At 65.9% G+C, this 23,705-nt stretch carries 18 protein-coding genes; 12 read left to right on the top strand and 6 right to left on the bottom strand.

What is annotated here, in order from left to right:
- Positions 1–28: 28 nt before the first annotated feature.
- Complete coding sequence (locus GPT34_RS04075; protein WP_291009947.1) at positions 29–1,090, bottom strand: NAD(P)-dependent alcohol dehydrogenase; 1,062 nt, start codon at positions 1,088–1,090, stop codon at positions 29–31.
- Between the two features lie 202 nt (positions 1,091–1,292).
- Here GPT34_RS04075 and GPT34_RS04070 point away from each other — a divergent pair, with 202 nt between their 5' ends.
- Positions 1,293–2,591 carry an FAD-binding oxidoreductase gene (locus tag GPT34_RS04070; RefSeq protein WP_291009945.1) on the top strand — a complete coding sequence of 433 codons (1,299 nt, stop codon included), beginning with the start codon at positions 1,293–1,295 and terminating at the stop codon, positions 2,589–2,591.
- Positions 2,592–2,767: 176 nt separating this feature from the next.
- Here GPT34_RS04070 and GPT34_RS04065 read toward each other — a convergent pair whose 3' ends face one another.
- A complete protein-coding gene (locus GPT34_RS04065) occupies positions 2,768–3,721 on the bottom strand; it encodes an alpha/beta hydrolase (RefSeq protein WP_291009943.1) in 954 nt (317 codons plus the stop codon).
- Between the two features lie 55 nt (positions 3,722–3,776).
- Between GPT34_RS04065 and GPT34_RS04060 the strand changes: the two genes are divergently transcribed.
- Both GPT34_RS04060 and GPT34_RS04055 read left to right on the top strand, forming a co-directional pair.
- The gene (locus GPT34_RS04060; RefSeq protein WP_291009941.1) at positions 3,777–4,577 is read left to right on the top strand and encodes a FadR/GntR family transcriptional regulator; all 801 of its coding nucleotides are present in this window, start codon (positions 3,777–3,779) and stop codon (positions 4,575–4,577) included.
- Between the two features lie 203 nt (positions 4,578–4,780).
- The gene (locus GPT34_RS04055) at positions 4,781–5,764 is read left to right on the top strand and encodes a tripartite tricarboxylate transporter substrate binding protein (protein ID WP_291009939.1); all 984 of its coding nucleotides are present in this window, start codon (positions 4,781–4,783) and stop codon (positions 5,762–5,764) included.
- Here the strand turns inward: GPT34_RS04055 and GPT34_RS04050 are convergent, their stop codons facing one another.
- Together GPT34_RS04050 and GPT34_RS04045 are read right to left on the bottom strand one after the other, a co-directional pair.
- Positions 5,765–6,577 carry an alpha/beta hydrolase gene (locus tag GPT34_RS04050; protein WP_291009937.1) on the bottom strand — a complete coding sequence of 271 codons (813 nt, stop codon included), beginning with the start codon at positions 6,575–6,577 and terminating at the stop codon, positions 5,765–5,767.
- On the bottom strand, positions 6,574–8,172 hold the full coding sequence (locus tag GPT34_RS04045) for a benzoate-CoA ligase family protein (RefSeq protein WP_291009935.1): 1,599 nt from the start codon (positions 8,170–8,172) through the stop codon (positions 6,574–6,576). Before GPT34_RS04045 ends, GPT34_RS04050 begins: the two co-directional genes overlap by 4 nt.
- A gap of 81 nt (positions 8,173–8,253) precedes the next feature.
- Between GPT34_RS04045 and GPT34_RS04040 the strand changes: the two genes are divergently transcribed.
- The 4 genes from GPT34_RS04040 (at position 8,254) to boxA (ending at position 14,054) form a co-directional block, all read left to right on the top strand.
- Positions 8,254–9,177 carry a helix-turn-helix transcriptional regulator gene (locus GPT34_RS04040; protein WP_291009933.1) on the top strand — a complete coding sequence of 308 codons (924 nt, stop codon included), beginning with the start codon at positions 8,254–8,256 and terminating at the stop codon, positions 9,175–9,177.
- A gap of 111 nt (positions 9,178–9,288) precedes the next feature.
- Positions 9,289–10,971, top strand: a complete 1,683-nt coding sequence (gene boxC / locus GPT34_RS04035; RefSeq protein ID WP_291009931.1) for a 2,3-epoxybenzoyl-CoA dihydrolase — start codon at positions 9,289–9,291, stop codon at positions 10,969–10,971.
- Between the two features lie 92 nt (positions 10,972–11,063).
- Positions 11,064–12,491, top strand: a complete 1,428-nt coding sequence (gene boxB / locus GPT34_RS04030) for a benzoyl-CoA 2,3-epoxidase subunit BoxB (RefSeq protein ID WP_291009929.1) — start codon at positions 11,064–11,066, stop codon at positions 12,489–12,491.
- A 288-nt stretch (positions 12,492–12,779) separates the two neighbouring features.
- Positions 12,780–14,054 carry a benzoyl-CoA 2,3-epoxidase subunit BoxA gene (gene boxA, locus GPT34_RS04025; RefSeq protein ID WP_291009927.1) on the top strand — a complete coding sequence of 425 codons (1,275 nt, stop codon included), beginning with the start codon at positions 12,780–12,782 and terminating at the stop codon, positions 14,052–14,054.
- Positions 14,055–14,239: 185 nt separating this feature from the next.
- On the opposite strand, the gene GPT34_RS04020 is transcribed toward boxA, so the two are convergent.
- Together GPT34_RS04020 and GPT34_RS04015 are read right to left on the bottom strand one after the other, a co-directional pair.
- The gene (locus GPT34_RS04020; RefSeq protein WP_291009925.1) at positions 14,240–14,866 is read right to left on the bottom strand and encodes a ZIP family metal transporter; all 627 of its coding nucleotides are present in this window, start codon (positions 14,864–14,866) and stop codon (positions 14,240–14,242) included.
- A 161-nt stretch (positions 14,867–15,027) separates the two neighbouring features.
- Positions 15,028–15,537 (bottom strand): DUF1269 domain-containing protein, encoded by a 510-nt coding sequence (locus tag GPT34_RS04015; protein WP_291009924.1) that lies wholly within the window; start codon positions 15,535–15,537, stop codon positions 15,028–15,030.
- A 295-nt stretch (positions 15,538–15,832) separates the two neighbouring features.
- Between GPT34_RS04015 and GPT34_RS04010 the strand changes: the two genes are divergently transcribed.
- The 5 genes from GPT34_RS04010 to fdhF all read left to right on the top strand — a co-directional run bounded on the left by GPT34_RS04010 (position 15,833) and on the right by fdhF (position 23,418).
- On the top strand, positions 15,833–16,288 hold the full coding sequence (locus GPT34_RS04010; RefSeq protein WP_291009922.1) for a hypothetical protein: 456 nt from the start codon (positions 15,833–15,835) through the stop codon (positions 16,286–16,288).
- Between the two features lies 1 nt (position 16,289).
- Complete coding sequence (asd, locus tag GPT34_RS04005) at positions 16,290–17,141, top strand: archaetidylserine decarboxylase (RefSeq protein ID WP_291010096.1); 852 nt, start codon at positions 16,290–16,292, stop codon at positions 17,139–17,141.
- A 361-nt stretch (positions 17,142–17,502) separates the two neighbouring features.
- Positions 17,503–18,711, top strand: a complete 1,209-nt coding sequence (pcaF, locus tag GPT34_RS04000; RefSeq protein ID WP_291009920.1) for a 3-oxoadipyl-CoA thiolase — start codon at positions 17,503–17,505, stop codon at positions 18,709–18,711.
- 4 nt (positions 18,712–18,715) lie between these two features.
- The gene (locus tag GPT34_RS03995; protein WP_291009918.1) at positions 18,716–20,512 is read left to right on the top strand and encodes an NADH-ubiquinone oxidoreductase-F iron-sulfur binding region domain-containing protein; all 1,797 of its coding nucleotides are present in this window, start codon (positions 18,716–18,718) and stop codon (positions 20,510–20,512) included.
- Entirely contained in the window at positions 20,509–23,418 is a 2,910-nt protein-coding gene (gene fdhF / locus GPT34_RS03990) for a formate dehydrogenase subunit alpha (protein WP_291009916.1), read from the top strand. The genes GPT34_RS03995 and fdhF overlap by 4 nt, the downstream gene beginning before the upstream one ends.
- The last annotated feature ends 287 nt before the right edge of the window (positions 23,419–23,705 follow it).

The raw sequence follows: 23,705 nt of genomic DNA, 5'->3' as shown, positions 1-23,705 counted from the left end.
GCCTGCATCAGCAGGCCTGTTTAAGGCTTCAGGCGATGGCTTTCAGCGACGCCATGTCGATCACGAAGCGGTACTTCACGTCGCTCCTGAGCATGCGCTCGTAGGCTTCGTTGATCTGCTGGATGGGGATCATCTCGACGTCGGCCGTGATGCCGTGCTGGCCGCAGAAGTCGAGCATGGCCTGCGTTTCGGCGATGCCGCCGATGAGCGAGCCGGCGACCGCCTTGCGCCTGAGCACCATCGGCCCGGTGTTGAGGGCCGGATCGATCGGGCCCAGAAAACCCACCAGCACCAGCGTGCCGCCGGTGGCCAGCGTGGGCACGTAGAGGTTGAGGTCGTGCGCGTAGGGCACGGTGTCGATGATGAGCTCGAACCGGTTGGCGGCCGCGATCATCTGCTCGGCGTCGCCGGAAAGCACGATTTGGTCGGCCCCGAGCCGGCGCGCATCGGCCTCCTTGCTCGCCGAGCGGGTGAACAGCGTGACCTCGGCGCCCATGGCCTTGGCCAGCTTGATCGCCATGTGGCCCAGGCCGCCCAGGCCCACCACCGCCACGCGGCTGCCCGGTCCCACCTGCCAGTGGCGCAGTGGCGAGTAGGTGGTGATGCCGGCGCACAGCAGGGGCGCAGCGCCCGCCGGATCCAGACCTTCGGGCATCTTCAACACGAAGTCTTGCGCCACCACCACGTGGTCGGAGTAGCCGCCGTAGGTGGGGGTGCCGTCCTGGCGGTCGACGCCGTTGTAGGTGAAGGTGGACCCGCTCTCGCAGTATTGCTCCCAGCCCTTGCCGCAGGCGGCGCAGGTGCGGCACGAATCCACCATGCAGCCCACGCCCACCAGATCACCTGGCTGGAAGCGGGTGACGGCTTCGCCCACGCGGCTCACACGCCCGACGATCTCGTGCCCCGGCACCATGGGGTAGTTGGCCCGGCCCCAGTCGTCGCGGGAGTGGTGGATGTCGGTGTGGCAGACGCCGCAGAAAAGGATGTCGATCACCACGTCGTCGGCGCGTGGGTCGCGGCGGACAAAGTGGAACAGGCCGAGGGGCTGGGTGGCGGCATGGGTGCCGAAGGCGCGTGCGGGTGTGGTCATGGAGTCTCCTAGGCCCCATGGTCGCTGATTTTTCGCCTAGGGCCGGTCGCGCGCTTGTCTGGGGCCAGTGGGTGTCTGACTTGCGTGCTCAGTGGCCCCGTCTGAGGCCACCGCTTGCGACCATACTGCCCCATCGCCAGGCGGAACGCCTCATTCAGCTCGTCCCGCCAGGCCACATTGCCCAATGATTTCCGGAGAACCCATGGTCGCCACTGCCCACGACAACACAGGCCACGCCCCGTCGTATTACGCCCACTCAGCCAACGCGGCGCCCGAGCGCCCCAGCCTGCAGGACAACATCGAAGCCGACGCATGCATCGTGGGCGGTGGTTATACCGGCCTGTCTGCCGGCATTGCGCTGGCCGAGGCCGGCATGAAGGTGGTGATCCTGGAGCGGGCGCGGGTGGGCTGGGGGGCGTCCGGGCGCAACGGCGGTCAGATCGTGCACAGCTTCTCGCGCGACATCGACGTGATCGAACGCAGCTACGGCCATGCCGTGGCCGAGCCACTCGCTCGCATGATGTTCGAGGGTGCACAGGTCATTCGCGAGCGCGTCGCCAAATACAGCATCGATTGCGACTTGAAAGACGGCGGCATCTTCTCCGCCATCAGCCCGCGCAAGGCCAAAGGGCTGATCGAGCAGAAGGCGCTTTGGGAGCGCTGGGGCCACCCGGGGCTGACCCTGGTGGACAGCCCGGACGAGGTGCGCCAGTGGGTGAACACCGATCGCTACAGCGCCTTGCTCATCGACCCCACCGGCGGGCACTTCCACCCGCTCAACCTGGCGCTGGGTGAGGCCGCCGCGTTGGAGAGCCTAGGCGGTCGCATCTACGAGCACTGCGAGGTGGTGAAGATTGAGCGCGGCGAACCAGCCGTGGTGCGCACCACGCAGGGTCAGGTGCGTGCGCGGTATGTGATCGTGGCCTGCAACGCCTACATCGGCGACCTGGAGCCGGCGCTGGTCGCCAAGTCCATGCCCTGCGGCACGCAGATGATCGCCACCGAGCCGCTGGGGGCGCTGGCCGATGAACTGATCCCGTCCGACCACTGTGTGGAAGATAACAACTTCCTGCTCGACTACTTCAGGCTCTCGGCCGACAAGCGCCTGATCTACGGTGGCGGCGTGGTCTACGGTGCGCGAGATCCCAAGGAGGTGAAGTCGCTGATCCGGCCGCAGATGCTCAAGACCTTTCCGCAGCTGCAAAACGTGGGCATCGAGTTCGGCTGGACCGGCAATTTCCTCCTCACGCTCTCGCGCATGCCTCAGGTGGGCACGCTATCGCCCAACATTTATTACTCGCAAGGCTGCTCTGGCCACGGCATCACCTTCACGCACCTGATCGGGCGCGTGTTGGCCGAAGCACTCAAGGGCGACGCCAGCCGTTTCGGCGCCTTTGCGCGCCTGCCGCACCACCCATTCCCGGGTGGTCGCGCGCTGCGCGTGCCGTTCACCGCCATCGGTGCGCTCTGGTACCAGATGCGAGACCAGCTGGGTGTGTGACACAGCGGGGCTGGCGGCATGTGTGAAGGCTTTGTTTTGGCGCAACCCCGACACGCTTGCTTGCACGACGGCACTGTCGTGGATGTGCCGCTTTTGACGGTGTGAAGCCCTCTCGATTGCCCGACCCAAGCAGGGGAAAGGCACGGAGTCGGCCTTGTCCCTGAGCCGGTCGAAGTTCAATCGCTCGACTTCCCGGCAAACTCCCCCCGTTCCACCCGCGCGCACCAGTCGCGAATTTCAGCCCCCAGCCGGTTGTGCGGGGTGTTGAACTGCGCCATCACGCTGTAGTGGTTGTGATCGGGCAGCTGCAGCACGCGGGGCATGGGGCCGCCTCGGGTGTCGTGGATCTGCGCCAGGTGGTGCGCGAGCTCCAGCGCATAGACGTCGATCAGCGGGTTCTCGTACTGGGCCAGTGCCACGAAAGTGGGCGGGGCGTCGGGCCTGGCATGCAACAGCGGTGCGCGGTCATCGAACTGGGCGGGATCGTTGCCGAAGTAGGCGGCGACGCCGGCGGCGTTGATGTTGTCGGGTCGCAGATCGGCGCGCACACGCGGGCTGGCGAGGATGAGGCCGGCCAAGGGCAGGGCGTGGCCAGCAGGGCGCAGGCGCTCGTCCCACACGGCGCTGGCGACGTGGGCGCAGCCTGCGGAATGGGCAAACAAGAAGATGCGCCGCGGGTCGCCACCCTGTTCTGCCGCGTGGTCGTGCACCCACTTCAGGGCGTCGCGCACGTCCTCGGCGCCCGCCGGCCATGTGGCATGGGGGGCGAGCCGGTATTCGACGTTGATGCCCAGCCACCCAACGGCTGCGAACTCGTGCAGCACGTTGGCAAACAGGCCGCCGCCCTGGTCTTTGTCGCCGCGCACAAAGCCGCCGCCGTGAACGAACATCATCACCGGCCTGGCCTGTGTCGCGCGGGGGGGCGCATAGACATCGAGCACCTGCCTCGGATCGGCGCCGTAAGGGAGGTCCAAGTGCACCTGCACGCCAGCGGGCGCAGAGGCGGGAAGCAAGGCGGCGTAGGCGGGGAACATCGCGTCGCGCGCGGCGGGCAGTTCGGTTTGCCAGCGAGGGCCCCAATGGCGCAGCAGATCGAGGAGCGGTGAGGGCAGGGTGAGAGGGGCATTCATGGCGTGTGCGCAGTCAGTTGGGCGAGGTGGCCCGAGATTACAGACAATGGGGGCCATGCGTACACCTGCTCCTCTGCCTGCCGCCACCGGCTTGATGGCCCCGGCGACCCGCTTGTCCGAGCGGGTGGCATCCCAACTCTCTGACGAAATCCGCTCGGGCCGCATCGCGCCGGGTGGGCGGCTGCCGACCGAAGCCGCGCTGGCGACGGCCTACGGCGTGAGCCGTACCGTGGTGCGCGAGGCGGTCACGCGGCTCAAGTCGCAGGGGCTGGTGACGTCGCGCCAGGGCAGTGGCGTGTTCGTGGTGGATGTGGCCTGTGTGCCGCTCAGCTTCGATGCGCGCTCGGCGCAGTCGCTGCAGGCGGTGGTGCAGATGGTGGAGGTTCGCCGCGGGCTGGAAGCCGAGGTGGCGGCGCTGGCCGCGCAGCGGCGCAGCGAGGCCGACCTGCAAGGCATTCGCCAGGCGATGCAGGCGCTGGACGAGGCGGTGCGCGACGGCGGCGACGGTGCCGAGCAGGACGTGGCCTACCACCGCGCGATCGCGCTGGCGGCCCAGAACCCGTTTTTGATCAGCACGCTGGACTACCTGCGGCAGTTCTTGCGTGGCGTGACGCGAGTGACGCGCGCCAACGAAGCCCGGCGGCGCGACTTTGCGCGCCAGGTGCACGCCGAGCACGAAGCCATTGCCCAGGCCATCGAAGCGGGCGACGCGGCCCGCGCGCGCCGCGCAGCGACCCGCCACATGGACAACGCCATTGCCCGCATCCAGCAGGCCGATCCGGCGTTCTGGCAACAAGAGGGTGACCGCCTGGCCAGCGCGCTCACCGCGGCAGCCGGCAGCGGACCGGCCGCCTAGTCCACATCTTTCACGGGCGCGAGTGACGAGGGCAATGCGCCTTCGAGCGGGGGAAAACCCGGTCTTGTCAGGCAGGCTTAACTTGTATGATGACTGCACAACTTGTTCGCTGGCGTGCGTGTCGTCCAGCGCCTGTCCGTCGCTCCGGTGGAGACTGCCAAGGGCCGTCGCCGGTTCACCTTTCCATCTCTCTTGAGGTTCCCATGAAGCTGTCTTTGAACGCCTTGTCCCGCCGCCAGGCTCTGTTGATCGGTGGCGCGGCCCTGGCCGCTCCCAGTCTGGCGCTGGCCCAGGCCTGGCCGGCACGCCCGATCCGCCTGGTGGTGCCATTCCCGCCCGGGGGCCTGATCGACAACATGGCCCGACTGATCGGCCCGAAACTGGCCCAGGAGCTGGGTCAGCCGGTGGTGATCGAGAACAAGCCCGGCTCGGGCGGCAACGTGGGCGCGGCCGACGTGGCGCGCGCCCAGCCGGACGGCTACACCTTCCTCATGGCCTCGCCGCCGCTCACCATCAGCCCGGCGCTGTATGCCTCGCTGCCTTACAAGCCGGAGCAGATCGTGCCGGTGTCCCTGCTGGGCCGCGTGCCCAATGTGATGCTGGTCAACCCGAAGTCGGGCATCAACAGCGTGAGCGACGTCATCGCCCGCGCCAAGCAGGCCCCGGGCAGGATGAACTACGCCTCCAACGGCAACGGTACCTCGCTGCACCTGAGCGCTGAGCTGTTCAAGAGCAGCACCGGCGCCTTCATCACCCACATCCCCTACCGCGGCGCGGCGGCGGCCATCACTGGCCTGATCGCCGGCGAGGTCGACATGATGTTTGAGAACCTGCCGTCGGCTCTGGGCCAGATTCAGGGCAACACCGTCAAGGCCCTGGCCGTGACCACCCGCCAGCGCAGCAAGGCGCTACCCAACGTGCCCACGCTGATCGAGGCTGGTGTGAGCGATTTTGACGTCAGCTCTTTCTACGGCGTGGCCGCCCCCGCGGGCACACCCGCCGACGTGATGAGCCGCGTGGAAAAGGCGCTGGAAAAGGTGTTGGCCATGGCCGACGTGACCCAGGCGATGGAGTCGCGCGGGGCCGATGTGGGCTTCCTCAACGCCAAGGCCATGGGCGAGTTCATGGCGGCCGACGCGGCCAAGTGGAAGCGAGTGGCCAACTTCGCCAAGATCACCCTGGGCTGATCAACCCGGGTGGACAAAGCGCTGCACCGCGGCGATCAGCGCTTGTGGCTGGTCGCGGTGCGGTGAGTGGCCGCAGTGGGGCATCTCCAGCAATTCGGTTTGCGGCGCGGCGCGGGCGATGCCGCGGATCTGCTCCAGTGTGCCGTACTCATCGTTCTCGCCCTGCACCGCCAGCAGCGGACAGCTGAGTCGAGGCAACTCGGCTGTCAGCGACCAGCTGCGAAACTCGGGCGAGAGCCACGCGCCGTTCCAGCCCCGGAAGGCCGAGTCCGGGTCGTCGTGGTGGCGCGCGAGGCGCGTGCGCAAATCGCCTTGCTCAAAGGCGAGGCGGGCGGCTTCGATGCTGCGCACCGACATGTCTTCTACAAAAATGTGCGGCGCCACCACGATGCTCCCTGCCACTCGTTCGGAGAAGTGCGCGGCATGGATGAGAGAGATGGAGCCACCATCGCTGTGGCCGAACAGCCAGGTAGGCTCTCGCCTGCAGTCGATGCCGAGCGCATCGAACAGTGCGGGCAAGACCTCCAGCGCCTGCTGGTGCATGAAGTCGGGTGCCCAGTGTTCGTCGGATGCGCGCGGCGTGGAGCGGCCATAGCCCGGGCGCGAATAGACCAGGCCGCGCCAGCCGAGTGCGTCACACAGCCTGGCCGGAAAGTCGCGCCACATCGAGACTGAGCCCAGGCCTTCGTGCAGAAACACCATCAGGGGTGCCTCATTGCGCTCGGGGGCGATCCACTGGTGTTCGATCTGCACCGTGCGTCCCCGCCAGGCCACAGCGCACAGGTCCGAAGCGCCGGCTTCGGCGGCCGTCATGCGCTGCCGGCCTCCTGCTCGCGCAGCTTGAAGCGCTGGATCTTGCCGGTGGCTGTCTTGGGCAGGTCGTCTACGAAAGCAATCTGGCGCGGGTATTTGTAGGGCGCCAGCTTGTCTTTCACGAAATTTTTCAGCGTGGTCTCATCCGCATGCTCACCGTCCTTGAGCACGACAAAGGCCTTGGTCTTGGTCAGACCATCGGCGTCGATCACGCCGATCACCGCGGCCTCCAGCACCGACGGGTGCTGCACCAGCGTGGCCTCGACCTCGAACGGGCTCACGTAGATGCCGCTGACCTTGAGCATGTCGTCGCTGCGTCCACCGTAGGTGTAGCTGCCGTCGGCGTTGCGGATGTATTTGTCGCCGCTCTTGGTCCAGCCGCCCTGAAAGGTGTCGCGTGTTTTGTCCACGTTGCCCCAATACATCATGGCGGCCGAGGGTCCCTGGATGTAGAGGTCGCCCGGTTCGCTGGAGCCGTCATCTTTCAGGGGCAGGAGTTGCCCGTCGTCGCCACGCAGTTCGATCTCATAGCCGGGCACCGGCCAGCCGGTGCTGCCGTAGCGAACCCGCTCGGGTCGGTTGGATAGAAAGATGTGCAGCATTTCGGTGGAGCCGATGCCGTCGACGATGTCCACGCCAAAGTGGGCCTTGAACCGCTCACCCAGCTCCGCCGGCAAGGCCTCGCCCGCCGATGACACCAGCCGCATCGCCACCGCGCCCTTCGCCGGCAAGGCCGGGTGGGCCAGCATGCCGGCAAAGCCGGTGGGCGCGCCGTAAAACACCGTCGGTTTCAAGCTGGCGACGCCACCGGTCCAGCGCTTGAATACCGCCTCTGGTGTGGGCCGCTCGGCCATCAGCAGCGTGGTGGCGCCCACCGCCATCGGGAAGGTCAGGGCATTGCCCAGACCGTAGGCGAAGAACAGCTTGGCGGCGGAGAAACACACGTCGTCTTCGCGCAGGCCCAGCACCCGCTTGCCGTAGAGCTCGGCCGTCCAGTAGGGGTTGCCGTGCGAATGCACCGTGCCCTTGGGGCGGCCGGTGGAGCCCGATGAATAGAGCCAGAAGCCGGGATGGTCGGGACTGGTGGCTGCGGGCCGGGCGGCGGGCGAGTGCAGATGCAAACAGGCTTCGAAGTCAGCCTCTGCCGGATGCAGTGGCGCTTGCGGGTGCGAGACGATGACCTTCTTTACCTCGTGGTCCGACTTCACCAGCGCCGCCGTGAGCATGGGCAACAGCGCGCCCGAGACCAGCACCGCCTGCGCGCGCGAGTGCTCCAGCATGTAGGCGTAGTCGTCAGCCGTGAGCAGCGTGTTGACGGCCACCGGCACGATACCGGCGTACATCGCGCCCAGAAAGCTCACCGGCCAGTGGTTGTTGTCGTGCATGAGCAGCAGCACGCGCTCCTCGCGTTTGACGCCAAGCGCCAGCAGGGCGCTGGCCATCTGCTGCACGCGGCTTGCCAGCTCGCCATAGGTCAGGCTGCCGTGGTCATCAACAAAAGCCGCCTTGTCGGAGCGTCCGGCATTGGCTTCGAGCAGGTGCTGGGCGAAGTTGAAGGTCTCGCCAAGTGCGGGTACGTCGCTGGGCAGGCTCATGGGGTGTCTCCTCGGGCGGCTTGCTGTTTGTGCCGACATGAAATATCGTGCATGCATTGCAGATTAACAAGAACAGCGCGTATGTCAAGCAATATATTGCATGTTTCTGAGCCGGCCAAGGCCGCCAGCGCAGGGCCTGACAAGCATCCCTTTCTGGTGGCGCTGGGTGATCGGGTGCGCAGCTTGCGCGCGCGTCGGGGCATGACGCGCAAGGCGGTGGCGCTGGCTGCCGACGTGTCCGAGCGCCACCTGGCCAACCTGGAGTACGGCGAGGGCAATGTGTCCATCCTGTTGCTGCTGCAGGTGGCGCAGGCGTTGCAAAGCCCGCTGGCCGAGCTGCTGGGCGACGTGACCACCCAGTCGGCCGAATGGATGCTGATCCGCGAACTGCTGCAGGGCCGCGACGAGGCGACACTGCGCCAGGCGCGCATGACACTGGCCGACCTGCTGGGCACCGGTTCGTCGACCGGGCCGCGCAGCCACTGCGTGGCGCTGATCGGCCTGCGCGGCGCCGGTAAATCTACGCTGGGCCAGATGCTGGCCGACGACCTGGGCTACCCCTTCGTGGAGCTCAGCCGCGAAATCGAAAAGTTCGCCGGTTGCAGCGTCTCGGAGATTCAGGGCCTGTACGGGCAAAACGCCTACCGGCGATACGAGCGGCGAGCGGTGGAGGAGGCGATCCAGATCTACCCCGAGGCGGTGCTTGCCACGCCCGGTGGCATCGTCTCCGACGCCGCCACCTTCAACCTGGTGCTCGGCCACTGCACCACGGTCTGGCTGCAGGCCGACCCGGAGGACCACATGAACCGCGTGCGCGCGCAGGGCGACATGCGGCCCATGGCGGCGAGCCACGAAGCGATGGAAGACCTCAAGACCATCCTGGCGGGGCGCTCGGCTTTCTACGCCAAAGCCCATGCTCAGGTGAACACCAGCGCGCAACCGCTGGCCGACACCTTTGCCTTGTTGCGCGTGGCGGTGCGCTCGGCACTTTCGCTCCCGGCCTGACCCTCCAGCATGCAAAGGATTGCTTGACATCAGGGATGCATGCAATATGATGCATGTCATCGAGCTGATTCCCGGTGCCGATCTGCCGCAGCTCCCACCAGGAGACATTTCATGAACGCACCCGCCTCGCTGCACGCCGTGTTGCCTGAACAGGTTGACTACCGCACCGACCCCAGTCAGTACCGCCACTGGTCTTTGAGTGTGGACGGACCGGTCGCCACGCTGAAAGCCGATTTCGACGAAGACGCAGGCCTGCGCCCAGGCTACAAGCTCAAACTCAACAGCTACGACCTCGGTGTGGACATCGAGCTGAACGACGCGATCCAGCGCATCCGCTTCGAGCATCCCGCCGTGCGCACCGTGGTGATCACCAGCGCCAAAGACAAGGTGTTCTGCTCTGGCGCCAACATCTTCATGCTCGGCGTCTCCAGCCACGCCTGGAAGGTGAACTTCTGCAAGTTCACCAATGAGACGCGCAACGGCCTGGAAGACACCTCGAAGCACAGCGGGCTGAAATTTCTAGCCGCGGTCAACGGTGCCTGCGCCGGCGGCGGCTACGAGCTGGCCCTGGCCTGCGATGAAATCATCCTCGTGGACGACCGCAGCAGCGCGGTCAGCCTGCCCGAGGTACCGCTGCTGGGCGTGCTGCCGGGCACCGGTGGCTTGACACGCGTGACCGACAAGCGCCGGGTGCGTCACGATCTGGCCGACATCTTCTGCACCACCAACGAAGGCGTGCGTGGCCAGAAGGCCAAAGACTGGCGCCTGGTCGATGACATCGCCAAGCCAGCACAGTTTGCCGCCAAAGTGCAGGAGCGCGCCTTGCAACTCGCCGAGCAGAGCGACCGCCCAGCCGATGCAAAAGGCGTGGCGCTCACCCCGTTGGCGCGCCGCATCGACGGTGACGCACTGCACTACGAACACGTGAGCGTGGTCATTGACCGCGCCAAGCGCACCGCCACCTGGACGGTGAAAGCGCCCAGCGGCGCGCAGCCCACCGATGTCGCCGGCATCGAAGCCGCCGGCGCTGCGTGGTACCCGCTGCAGATGGCGCGCGAGCTGGAAGACGCCATCCTGCACATGCGCACCAACGAGCTGGAAATCGGCACCTGGCTCATCAAGACCGAGGGCGACGCCGCCGCCGTGCTCGCCGTGGACGCCACCCTGCTGGCGCACCAGGCCCACTGGCTGGTGCGCGAGACCATCGGCCTGATGCGCCGCACCTTCAGCCGCCTCGATGTGTCCTCGCGCAGCTTGTTTGCGTTGATCGAAGCCGGTTCCTGCTTTGCTGGCAGCCTGCTGGAACTGGCCCTGGCTTGCGACCGCAGTTACCACCTAGCCTTGCCGGATGATGACGCAGCCGCGCCTAGGATCACCGTCGGCGAGATCAATTTCGGCACCTTTCCCATGGCCACCGACCAGAGCCGCCTCGAGCGCCGCTTTTACGGCGACAAGACCGAACTCGACGCCGTGCGGGCACAGATTGGCCAGCCGCTGGACGCCGACGCCGCGTTGGCGCTGGGCCTGGTCACCGCGAATCCCGACGATATCGACTGGACCGACGAGGTCCGCATCGCCATCGAAGAGCGTGTCGCCATGAACCCCGACGCACTGACCGGCATGGAGGCCAATCTGCGCTTCAATGGGGTGGAAACCATGGCAACCCGCGTGTTTGGACGACTCACCGCCTGGCAGAACTGGATCTTCCAGCGCCCCAACGCGGTGGGTGAAAAAGGCGCACTCAAGGTCTACGGCAAAGGCGACAAAGCCGCTTTCGACTGGACCCGCGTTTGATTTTTTGAGTCTGTTGTGCGGTGGGTCTCCCGGTGGAGCCAGCCGCAACCCCATGTCAGTCCACCGACCGTTTAGCCCGCAGGAAAAACAGCATGTCCACCATCGACTACAGCGACAAGATCCCGAACAACGTCAACCTGAGCGAAGACCGTACGCTGCAGCGCGCGCTCGAACAGTGGCAGCCCAACTACCTCAAGTGGTGGGACGACATGGGCCCGGACGGCTCGCAGAACTTCGATGTCTACCTGCGCACCGCCACCAGCGTGGACCCGCAGGGCTGGGCGCAGTTTGGCCACGTGAAGATGCCCGATTACCGCTGGGGCATCTTCCTCAACCCGGCCGAGAAAGACCGCAAGATCCACTTCGGTGACCACAAGGGCGAAGACGCTTGGCAAGACATCCCTGGCGAGTACCGCGCCAACCTGCGCCGCATCATCGTGACGCAAGGCGACACCGAGCCGGCATCCGTCGAGCAGCAGCGCCACTTGGGGCTGACCGCGCCCAGCATGTACGACCTGCGCAACCTGTTCCAGATCAACGTGGAAGAAGGCCGCCACCTCTGGGCCATGGTCTACCTGCTGCACAAGTACTTCGGCAAGGACGGCCGCGAAGAAGGCGAAGCCCTGCTGGAGCGCAACAGCGGTAACGCCGACAACCCGCGCATCCTCGAAGCCTTCAACGAAGAAACGCCGGATTGGCTGAGCTTCTTCATGTTCACCTACTTCACCGACCGCGACGGCAAGTTCCAGCTCTGCGCCCTGGCAGAAAGCAGCTTCGACCCGCTGGCGCGCACCACAAAGTTCATGCTGACTGAAGAGGCGCACCACATGTTTGTGGGCGAGTCGGGCGTGAGCCGCGTCATCAACCGCACCTGCCAGATGATGAACGAGCTCAAGACCGACGATCCGAAGAAGCTGCGCGAAGCCGGCGTGATCGATCTGCCGACCATCCAGCGTTACCTGAACTTCCACTTCTCGGTCACCATCGATCTGTTTGGCGCCGACGAATCCAGCAACGCCGCCACGTTTTACTCCACTGGCCTCAAGGGCCGCTACGAGGAAGGCAAGCGGGCTGATGACCACCAGTTGCGCGGCCAGTTCTACAAGGTGCTCAACGTGCAGAACGGTCAACTGGTCGAAAAAGAAGTGCCGATGCTCAACGCGCTCAACGAGGTGCTGCGCGACGACTACATCAAGGACAGTGTGGGTGGCGTGGAGCGCTGGAACAAGGTGATCGAAAAGGCGGGCATCCCGGTGCGCCTGAGCGTCCCCCACAAGGCTTTCCACCGCAACATCGGTCTGCTCAAAGGCGTGAAGGTCGCACCGGATGGCCACGTGGTCTCCGAGGCCGAGTGGAACGCCAAGCGAGACAGCTGGCTGCCGAGCGAGTCGGACCGCGCCTTTGTCGCCAGCCTCATGGGCCGCGTGGTCGAGCCAGGCAAGTTTGCCAACTGGATCGCGCCGCCGGTCATGGGCATCAACCGCCAGCCGGTCGACTTCGAATACGTCAGGTTTGGATGACCCCCCGCGCCGCCTTCGGCGTCACCCCCCAGGGGGGCAATGCCTGCAGGCCGGGAGACCCGGACCCGCGGCATTCTGGCTTGAAGGCACGCGCTGCGGATCGGTACAGGGATGCAAAGGTGTTTCTCTGGCCTTTCCTCGCCAACAAGCATGGGATGAGCCGGCAGACGCAGTGAAGTAAGGGAGGAGCCAGCCGAAGGTCGGCGGGGGACATGAACGAAGTGTGCCGGCCCAGCCCGTGCGCTGCCACCACGAAGTCAACCGAACAGAAGCCGAAGAGAAACCAAGATGAACGCATCCGCTGAAGCCGCCGTGATCCAGCAGCACCTGATCGATCCCGAGATCTGCATCCGCTGCAACACCTGCGAAGCCACCTGCCCGGTGGGCGCGATCACGCACGACGACCGCAATTACGTGGTCGACGCCGAGAAGTGCAACCTGTGCATGGCCTGTGTGCCGCCGTGCCCCACCGGCTCGATCGACAACTGGCGCAGCATGCTGAAGGTGCGAGCCTACTCAGTGGCAGAGCAGCTGACCTGGGACGAACTGCCTGCCGAGTTGCCGCCCGAGGCATTGGCCGATGCGGGTGAGGCGGGCCCAGAGCCCACCGCCACTGCGCCGGCCCGCCCCGCCGCAGTGGACCCCGAACCGGTTTTCCACAGCGCGCAATTCGGCGCCACGCTGCCGCCCTGGTCGGCCGCACACGCTTACACCAACCTCTACGGCCCCAAGGCAGCCGAAAAGTGCATCACGGCCACCGTCACCGGCAACTTCCGCGTCACCGAAGTGGGCAGCGACTACGACACCCATCACCTCGTGCTCGACTTCGGCACCATGCCGTTCCCGGTATTGGAAGGCCAGTCGATCGGCATCGTGCCGCCCGGGGTGGACGCTCGCGGCAAGCCGCACGTGGCACGCCAGTACTCGGTAGCCAGCCCGCGCAACGGCGAGCGCCCCGGGTACAACAACGTGTCCCTCACCATCAAGCGCGTGCTCGAAGACCACCAGGGCCAGCCGGTGCGTGGTGTCGCGAGCAACTTCATGTGTGACCTCAAGGTGGGTGACAAGGTCCAGGTGATCGGACCGTTCGGCGCCAGCTTCCTGATGCCCAACCACCCGCGCTCCAGCATCGTGATGATCTGTACCGGCACTGGCAGCGCGCCCATGCGCGCCATGACCGAGTGGCGCCGCCGACTGCGCGCCACGGGCAAGTTCGAAGGCGGCAAGCTCATGCTGTTCTTTGGCGCCCGCACACAGGAAGAGCTGCCCTACTTCGGCCCGCTGCAAAACCTGCCCAAGGACTTCATCGACAGCCACTTCGCCTTCAGCCGCACCCTGGGTCAGCCCAAACGTTACGTACAGGATCTGATGCGGGAGCGCGCTGCCGATCTGGCGCCGCTGCTCAAAGACCCCAACAGCTATTTTTACGTCTGCGGTCTCAAAGCGATGGAAGAGGGCGTGGTGCTGGCGCTGAAGGACATCGCCACCGGCGCTGGCCTGAACTGGGACGAGGTTGGCGCCACGCTCAAGCGCGACGGCCGGCTGCACCTGGAAACCTACTGAGCAGGCGGCCTCTGGTCTGTGGCCGGATAGACACTGCGCCGCGTGCTCTGGGATCGGTGGTGTTCAACATCTGCGTCGGGTGAGTGAAAGCGGCTTGAACAACCGCGTTCGATGTGAACTGCCTGACTGACAGAAAGATGCGTTGACGGGGCCTCGGTCAGAGTCCATCTGCAAAAGGCGCCTGTTTACTGCGCGTGGCGCATCCACCCGATGGTGGAAATCCCGGCGATCAGCAGTGCCAGCTGCAGGAGCGACTGCATTGGGTTTGTTCGCCGATGCAGCGAAGGCACAAGGTCTGCCAGAGCGATGTAGATGAAACTTGCTGCCGAGAGCGCAAGAATGTAGGCGATAGCCTCCTCCATCTGACCCAGCCAAAAGTAGCCAGCCAAAGCACCGGGCAAGGTGGCGGACGCAGACAGGATGTTGAGCCAGAATGCCTTGGCGCGACTGTACCCACCGTCTAGCAGAATGGCGAAATCGCCCACCTCCTGGGGCACTTCATGGGCAATCACAGCCACTGCCGTGGCCACGCCCAGCGGAATCGAAACCAGGAATGCAGCCGCGATGACCACGCCATCAACGAAGTTGTGAAATGCATCCCCCACCAGGACCAAAGGGCCCGCCTGGCCATGGACTGCACAACTTTCGTCATGGCAATGGCGCCATAGAACCATCTTCTCCAAGATAAAGAACAACACCAAACCAATCAGCAACGCGGGAAGGATCTGGCTTGCATCAGCGCGCGACAGCGCGGTGGGAATCATCCCCAGAAAGGCGGCGCCGAGCATCACGCCTGCGGCGTAGCTGATCAAGGCCGGCACGAGTGCATGGCGGATCGCTTGTGGGAAAGCCAGCAACAGCGCAGCACCGGCAGCTGCACCCACACTGCTCAGGAGCGAGAAGGTGATGATCCAGAGCAGCGTCAATTGAGCATGGGCAAGTCGGAAAGGAATCAGGGCTGCCTGACAAGGCGTCAGGGGAACAGAGGGATGTTGGGGTCAACGCCCTCGAGCTCTGCTTCCGCATGATGGCGGGTGACAAGCGACTCAACCTCTTCTACGCGTGCGGCAGGTACATCAATCATCATCAGCAACTCGCCGTTGGCGATCGCTTGTTGGAATTGCTCGATGCGACTGCTCGGCATACCAACACCCACCATGCCCGCCATCCACGCTCCGAAGCCAGTACCAAACGCGATCGTGCCAAGCAATGCACCGCCCCCGAACACCAGTCCCGCGGGCGGGAAAGTGACCCCGATCAGTCCCGCGAGCAAACCAACCAGACCCCCCGCAGCGATACCCCGTTCCATCGCCGGAATGATGTCCGTGCGTTGGGCCACACCCGCTTGTGGCAAGTCGCCCAATGGCGTGTTGTCTCGGGCCACGACGTGGATGTGGTGTTCATCAACGTGGTTCAGCAACAACTCCTCCACGATCGAACGGGCCGATGTGACCGTCGGGAGAAGGAAATAGATTCTGCGCATACGAATTCTCCAAGAGAGTGAGGTGGTTTCCAGTGACGTTTACCCATCACTGCCTCAGCCAGAGGCATCAATGTGAGGAAACTCAAACCTCAGTTTCAGTCTAGCGACCATGTATTGCCTGACCGTTGAGGTATGTCAATGGCCGGGCAACACATGGCCTCAGAATCAAAAAACGCATCCTGAGCGAGCAGCTTGGGCTCAGCGCCCTTCCAGGGTCAAGGCCACTAGCATGTCAAGGGCTGCACAGGGAGCCTGAGTCTGCATCGCTACCAACATCTTCACTGAAAACCAGTCTATGAACCCACTCACCGACATCGAAATCCAGGTGCTCCATGAGGCACTGGATGATGAATACCAAGCCTGGGCCACCTACGACCAGGTCATCGCTGACTTCGGCGAGGTCCGACCATTCATCCGGATCCGCGAAGCAGAAGCGCGCCACATCGAAGCGCTTCGCGGCTTGTTTCAGCGTTATGGAATTCCGGTGCCCACCAATACATGGCCAGGAAAGGTTGAGCGCTACGCTAGCTTGCAATTGGCCTGCGAAGCGGGAGTGGTTGCCGAAACTGCGAATGGGGAAATGTACGAGCGCCTGTTGTCGCAGACCCACCGCAGCGACATTCTCATCGTGCTGCGCAATCTGCAGGCGGCGTCGCAACAGCGCCACCTCCCTGCCTTCAGGCGCTGCACGCAGCGCGGAGGTGGAGGTGGCGGCAGATTGGGCGCAGGGCGCCACCGTGAAAGTGTCTGATCTGATTGACCGGCTGGCCGTTCTGCCACAGTACCTGCTGCCCAAGCAGCTGTTGACCGTCATCGCAGGCGCAGGTGCCGCCTCCCGCGCAAAGTGGTGGACGCGCGCCGTGATTCCCTGGTTCATTGCTCGCTATGGCGTGAACATGGCCGAGGCGGCCGATCCTGGGCCCGCTGGCTACGCCTGTTTCAATGACTTCTTCACGCGAGCGCTGAGAGAGGGTGTGCGCCCGCTCGCGCAAGCTGACTTTGTCAGTCCAGTGGACGGCGCTATCGTCCAGTGCGGCTCCATCGAGGGCGGGAAACTGCTTCAAGCCAAAGGCCACCACTACAGTGCCCAGGCGCTGCTTGGTGGTGACGCCCGACTCGCTGCCCAGTTTGATGATGGCGAATTTGCAAGTCTGTACCTGAGTCCGAAGGACTACCATCGCATCCACATGCCCTGCGACGGGCGCCTGGTCCGCATGATCCATGTGCCAGGCCATCTGTTCTCAGTCAACCCGACCACTGTGCGTGGTGTGCCCGGATTGTTTGCGCGCAACGAGCGCGTGGTCTGTGTCTTCGAATCGGATCGTGGTCCGTTCGTGCTGGTGCTGGTCGGGGCCACCATCGTTGGCAGCGTGGCAACGGTCTGGCATGGGGTGGTGAGCCCGCCCCGGTTTGCCCGCGTGCGAGAGTGGCACTACGACGATCGCGCTGCCGTCTTGCGCCAGGGCGAGGAAATGGGGCGCTTCCTGCTTGGCTCTACCGTGGTCATGCTGTTCACCAGACACACGCTGGACTTCCCTTCCGACTGGGTTCGCGGGCGGGCCGTCCGCATGGGCGAAGCCATGGCCGTGTCGCTGAAAAAATGACGTACTTCCCTTAGGCGGTGTGACCGTGGTTGTCTTTGTCTGCAGGGCTTGGCGCGCAACCAGAATTCAGGGGATTTTGTGGCGATCCGCTGATCGTCAAAGCGCCCGCGCATCAAGCTGACTCAGCCGGCCAGTTGAGTGACACAGCTTGTTTCGCCAAGCTGCCTGAAACAAAGCGGGAGCCGCGCTCGAGCTCGACGGCGCCATGCACCCGGAAACCGATTGAGCCGGTCTTTCGCGCGCGCGACGCACGATCTGGTGTCGTCGGTCGTATGCTCTGTCCTGTGAATGTGGTGGCCTGGTACCTCCCCCTCCCAGGCCGTTGATTTTCCTACCTGTCGCTTCTCAAACACCCGATCCTATGCCTGCTGCCCAAGCCTTCATCTGTGACGCCATCCGTACCCCCTTCGGCCGTTACGGCGGCGCTCTCTCCAGCGTGCGCACCGACGACCTGGGTGCCATCCCGATTCGCGCACTGATGGCGCGCAACCCCGGTGTCGACTGGGAAGCCGTCGCCGATGTGCTCTACGGCTGCGCCAACCAGGCTGGCGAAGACAACCGCAACGTGGCCCACATGAGCAGTCTGCTCGCCGGTCTGCCGCTGGCTGTGCCCGGGGCCACGCTCAACCGGCTTTGTGGTTCGGGGCTGGACGCCGTGGGCACGGCGGCGCGCGCCATCCGCGCCGGAGAAGCCGGGCTCATGATCGCCGGTGGTGTGGAGAGCATGAGCCGTGCGCCCTTTGTGATGCCCAAGGCCGACACCGCGTTTTCGCGCGCCAATGCGGTCTATGACACCACCATCGGCTGGCGCTTCATCAACAAGCTGATGAAGGCGCAGTACGGTGTCGACTCCATGCCGGAGACGGCGGAGAACGTCGCCACCGATTACAAGATCGAGCGCGAAGCGCAGGACCGCATGGCCCTGGCCAGCCAGACCCGGGCGCTGGCCGCGATCCAGGCCGGTCACCTGGCGCGCGAGATCACGCCGGTGAGCATCGCGCAAAAGAAGGGCGACGCCACCGTGGTTGACACCGACGAACACCCGCGCGCCACCACCCTGGAGGCGCTCGCCAAACTCAAACCCATCGTGAAACCCGATGGCACCGTGACCGCGGGCAACGCCAGCGGCGTGAACGACGGCGCCTGCGCATTGCTGCTGGCCGACGAAGCCAGCGCGTCGAAAAACGGGCTCACGCCCAAAGCGCGCGTGGTCGGCATGGCCACGGCTGGTGTGCCGCCGCGCATCATGGGCATCGGCCCCGCGCCCGCCACGCAGAAGGTGCTGGCGCTGACTGGCCTGAAGCTGGAGCAGCTCGACGTGATCGAGCTCAACGAGGCGTTTGCCGCCCAGGGCCTGGCGGTGTTGCGCGAGCTCGGTTTGCAAGACGACGATGCGCGCGTGAACGCCTGGGGCGGCGCGATCGCGCTCGGTCACCCGCTGGGCGCCAGCGGCGCGCGCCTGGTCACCACCGCCGTTAACCGCCTGCACGCCACCGGTGGCCGCTACGCGCTGTGCACCATGTGCATCGGCGTGGGCCAGGGCATCGCGCTGATCGTCGAGCGGGTCTGAGGCGATGGACAAGGTCCTGGGCACGCCCGAGGCCTTGCGCGCCACGGCCAGACAACCACCACGTCAGCAACCCCGTTCAAGGCCGAAAGGCCGGGCGGTCGATGCCGAAGCCCTCGCGCAGGTGCAGGGTCTCATCGGGTCGGCGCCGCTTGACGGCCATGCCCGCGATGGGCTGATCGAATTCCTGCACCAGCTCAACGACCATTTCAACGGCCTGCGCGATACCCACTTGGTGGCGCTGGCGTCCGAGATGCACCTGTCGGTGGCCGAGGTGTTTGAGGTCGCGAGCTTCTACCACCACTTCGAGATCCTGCGTGACGGCGCCGCCTCGCCCAGCCTCACGGTTCGGGTGTGCGACGGCCTGTCCTGTCAGCTCGCGGGTGCCGCACCGCTGCTGGCCGATCTGCAAGTCCGTTTGCCAGCCTTGCTCGGCCGTGACGATGTGCGCGTGATGCCCGCGCCCTGCGTGGGCCGTTGCGAACAGGCGCCGGCGGCGCAGGTGGGCCAGTGGCCGCTGGGCAGCGCCACCACCGACACCGTGGCCGCTCTGGGAGCCGAGGCCCCTGCGCGGTTTGAAGACGCCATCTGGGCGTTGCCCGAAGCGGCGAAAGCCTGCGTGGCGCCCGAGCCGATTGACTTCACCGCCTATTGCGCGGAGGGCGGCTATGCCTTGGCTGCTGCAGTCGCCAGCGGCGAGCGCAGCGGTGAGGCTGTGATCGAAGCCCTGGAACACGCTGGGCTGCGTGGCCTGGGGGGCGCTGGTTTTCCCGCCGGGCGCAAGTGGCGCATCGTGAAAGACCAGCCTGCACCGCGCCTGATGGCGGTCAACATCGACGAAGGCGAGCCCGGTACCTTCAAGGATCGCTGGTACCTGGAGCGCGATCCCCACCGGTTTCTCGAAGGCATGCTGATCGCGGCGAGCGTGGTCGGCTGCGAGGCGGTCTACCTCTACCTGCGCGACGAATACCACCATGCGCGCCGCCTGCTGCAGCGCGCGCTGGCCGAGCTGCAGGCGAATCCGCCGTGTGCCTTGCCGCGCATCGAACTGCGGCGCGGTGCGGGTGCCTATATCTGCGGCGAAGAGTCGGCCATGATCGAAAGCATCGAGGGGCAACGGGGCCTGCCGCGCCTGCGTCCGCCCTACATCGCGCAAAGAGGCTTGTTCGGCCGGCCCACGCTGGAGCACAACTTCGAAACCCTGTACTGGGTGCGCGAGATCGTGGAGAAAGGCGGCGCCTGGTTTGCCAGCCAGGGGCGCCACGGACGCCAGGGGCTGCGCAGCTTCAGCGTGAGTGGCCGGGTGAAGCAACCCGGCGTGAAACTGGCGCCTGCCGGCATCACGCTGCGTGAACTGATTGACGAGTTCTGTGGCGGCATGGCCGAGGGCCACACGCTCTACGCTTATCTGCCCGGTGGCGCCAGCGGCGGCATCTTGCCGGCAAGGCTGGCCGATGTGCCGCTGGACTTCGACACCCTGCAGCCGCACGGCTGCTTCATCGGCTCTGCGGCGGTGGTGGTGCTCAGCGAACACGACAGCGCGCGCGAGGCGGCGCTGAACCAGATGCGCTTCTTCGCCCACGAGAGTTGCGGTCAGTGCACGCCCTGCCGCACCGGCACCGACAAGGCCGCGCGCCTGATGGAGCGCGCGCAATGGGATGTGGCCACGCTGCAAGACCTGTCTACCGTGATGGCCGACGCGTCCATCTGCGGCCTGGGCCAGGCCGCGCCCAACCCGCTGCGCTGCGTGATCGAATTCTTCCCGCATGAGATTGGCCTGGCCCCATCGGGAGACGTCGCATGAACGCCCGCGTGCCCAGCGCTGTCTGGCCCGACGGTGTGCGCCGCCACGGCACCCACACGCCCGCCGCTGGCGATGCCACCGTCGCCTTCACGCTCGACGGCCAGCCCGCGCTGGCGCGCGAGGGCGAGTCCATCCTGCACGCGGCGCAGCGCCACGGCGTGCAGATTCCCCACCTGTGCCACAGCGACGGCTTGCGGCCCGACGGCAACTGCCGCGCCTGCATGGTCGAGGTCGCAGGTGAGCGCGTGCTGGCCGCGAGCTGCTGCCGCGCGGTCACCGCCGGCATGGACGTGAAAGCGACCAGCAAGCGCGCGCGAAGTAGCCAGCGCCTGGTGCTGGAGCTGCTGGCGGCCGACCTGCCGCATCCCGAGCAGGCCAGCGAACTCAGCGCGTGGCTGACGCAAGCGGGTGTGACGGTGCGGCCCACGCTCGCCGCCCTGCAGCGCGAGCAGCCCGCGCCCGACCTCAGCCACCCCGCCATGGCGGTGAACCTCGACGCCTGCATCCAGTGCACCCGCTGCGTGCGCGCCTGTCGCGAAGAGCAGGTGAACGACGTGATCGGCATGGCGCAGCGCGGCGCCCACACGCAGGTGGTGTTCGACCTCGCCGACCCCATGGGCGCAAGCAGCTGCGTGGCCTGTGGTGAATGTGTGCAGGCTTGCCCCACGGGTGCGCTCAGCGTGAAGGCGCCCGGTGCTGCCCTGCTGCCCAACGGGCAATTGAAAGTGGACCGCGAGGTCAACAGCGTGTGCCCCTTCTGCGGCGTCGGCTGTCTGCTCACTTACCAGGTGCAAGACGCCACGGCCGAGGCGCCCGAGCGCATCGTCGCGGTGCAAGGTCGCGACGGCCCGGCCAACGGCGGGCGGCTGTGCGTCAAGGGCCGTTTCGGTTTTGACTACGTTCACCACCCCGAGCGCCTCACGCGCCCGCTGATCCGTATCGCAGGCCTGGCCAAAGACCCCACGCACATCACCGCACCGCCCGACTGGCGCAGCGTGTTCCGCGAAGCCAGCTGGGACGAAGCGCTGGCGCTGGCCGCTGGCGGACTCAAAGCGCTGCGCGACCAACATGGACCGGCTTCGCTCGCGGGCTTTGGGTCGGCCAAGGGCAGCAATGAAGAGGCCTACCTGTTTCAGAAGCTGGTGCGCACCGCTTTTGGCAACCACAACGTCGACCATTGCACGCGCCTGTGCCACGCCTCCAGCGTGGCCGCGCTGCTCGAAGGCCTGGGCTCGGGCGCGGTGAGCAACCCGGTGAGCGATGTGGAGCACGCCGACTTCATCCTGCTGATCGGCGCCAACCCCACCAGCAACCACCCGGTGGCCGCGAGCTGGATGAAGAACGCGGCCCAGCGCGGCGCGCGCATCGTGCTGGCCGACCCGCGGCGCACCGACATCGCCCGCCACGCCTGGCGCACGCTGCAGTTCCGCCCCGACACCGATGTGGCCCTGCTCAACGCCTTGCTGCACGTGATCTTTGAAGAAGACCTGGTGGACGCCGCGTTTGTGGCCGAGCGGGTCGATCAGGTGCAGGCGGTGCGCGAGGCCGTACGGGCGTTCAGCCCCGAAGCCATGGCGCCGGTCTGCGGTATCGACGCGGCCACGCTGCGCGAGGTGGCGCGCGCCTACGCCACCAGCGAGCGCGCCATGATCCTCTGGGGCATGGGCGTGAGCCAGCACATCCACGGCACCGATAACGTGCGCTGCCTGATCGCGCTGGCCAGCCTCACCGGGCAGATCGGTCGCCCCGGCACAGGCCTGCACCCGCTGCGCGGGCAGAACAACGTGCAGGGCGCGAGCGACGCCGGCCTCATCCCCTTCATGCTGCCCAACTACCAGCCGGTGGACCAGGCCGAGGTGAAGCGCTGGTTTGAAGACTTCTGGGGTGCCCCGCTCTCGGGCGTGCCCGGCCTCACCGTGGTGGAAATCCTGCGCGCGGCCGAGCGGCCGGCCGACGACCCGGCCCGCATTCGCGGCCTTTACGTCATGGGCGAAAACCCTGCCATGAGCGACCCCGACCTGAACCACGCGCGCCACGCCCTGGCCAGCCTCGACCACCTGGTGGTGCAAGACATCTTCCTCACCGAAACCGCCTGGCTGGCCGACGTGGTTCTGCCCGCCACCGCCTGGCCCGAGAAGACCGGTACCGTCAGCAACACCGATCGCATGGTGCAGCTGGGTCGCCAGGCGATCGATCCGCCGGGCGATGCGCGGGCCGACCTGTGGATCATCCAGCAGCTCGCACAGCGCATCGGTCGCGCCGACGGGCAGGCCATGGGCTGGGCCTATGATCAGCCTGGTGCAGAGCACCACGGCGTGGCCGCTGTGTACGAGGAAATGCGACAGGCCATGCACGCGGCCATTGGCGGCATCACCTGGGCGCGGCTGCAGCGCGAAGGCAGCGTGACCTACCCCTGCCTGAACGAGGACGACCCCGGCCAGCCAGTGGTGTTTGCCGACCGTTTTCCCACCGCCGACGGCCGGGTGCAGTTGAAGCCCACCACCCTCATCACCGCCGACGAGCAGCCCGATGCCGACTACCCACTGGTGCTCATCACCGGTCGCCAGCTCGAACACTGGCACACCGGCAGCATGACGCGGCGCGCTAGCATGCTCGACGCCATCGAGCCTGCGCCCACCGCGTCCATGCACAGCGCCGACCTCGCCGCGCTCGGCGCGCAGGCTGGCGATCGCCTGCGCGTGCGCTCCCGACGCGGCGAGGTCGAGCTCACTGCCCGTGTCGACGACGGCATCCAGCGTGGCGTGGTCTTCATCCCCTTCGCCTACGTCGAAGCCGCCGCCAACCTGCTCACCAATGCGGCGCTCGACCCCCTAGGCAAGATCCCGGAGTTCAAGTACTGTGCGGTGCAGGTGGAGCGTGCTGGAGGCGCACCGGTACGGGGCTAGCGATGGAGGTGGAATTGCGGTGCTGTAGGCCAAATGCAGCCGGACACCCCGGCCCGGCATCTGCTCTCTTCACACACACAAGCGACATTCGGCTGTCCAAGCTTGTTCCTCCAAAGCCGTCCTTCATCCCACGGCTTCACGGACAGCAACAGGGTGGTGATTTTTGCCCAAACGAGCAATCTCCAAGGGCCACAGCCTGCCGCCACCCAGGAAAAAAATTCAGCAACGCAAACGGCTGGTAGCGCATCAGGTACTGGTCGCTCGATTCTGTTGGGAGCCAACTCATC

This window comes from Hydrogenophaga sp., from assembly GCF_011390835.1.
GTDB lineage: Bacteria > Pseudomonadota > Gammaproteobacteria > Burkholderiales > Burkholderiaceae_C > Hydrogenophaga.
Note: the sequence above shows the minus strand (reverse complement) of the source record. Positions and strands in the feature narration are given on the sequence as shown.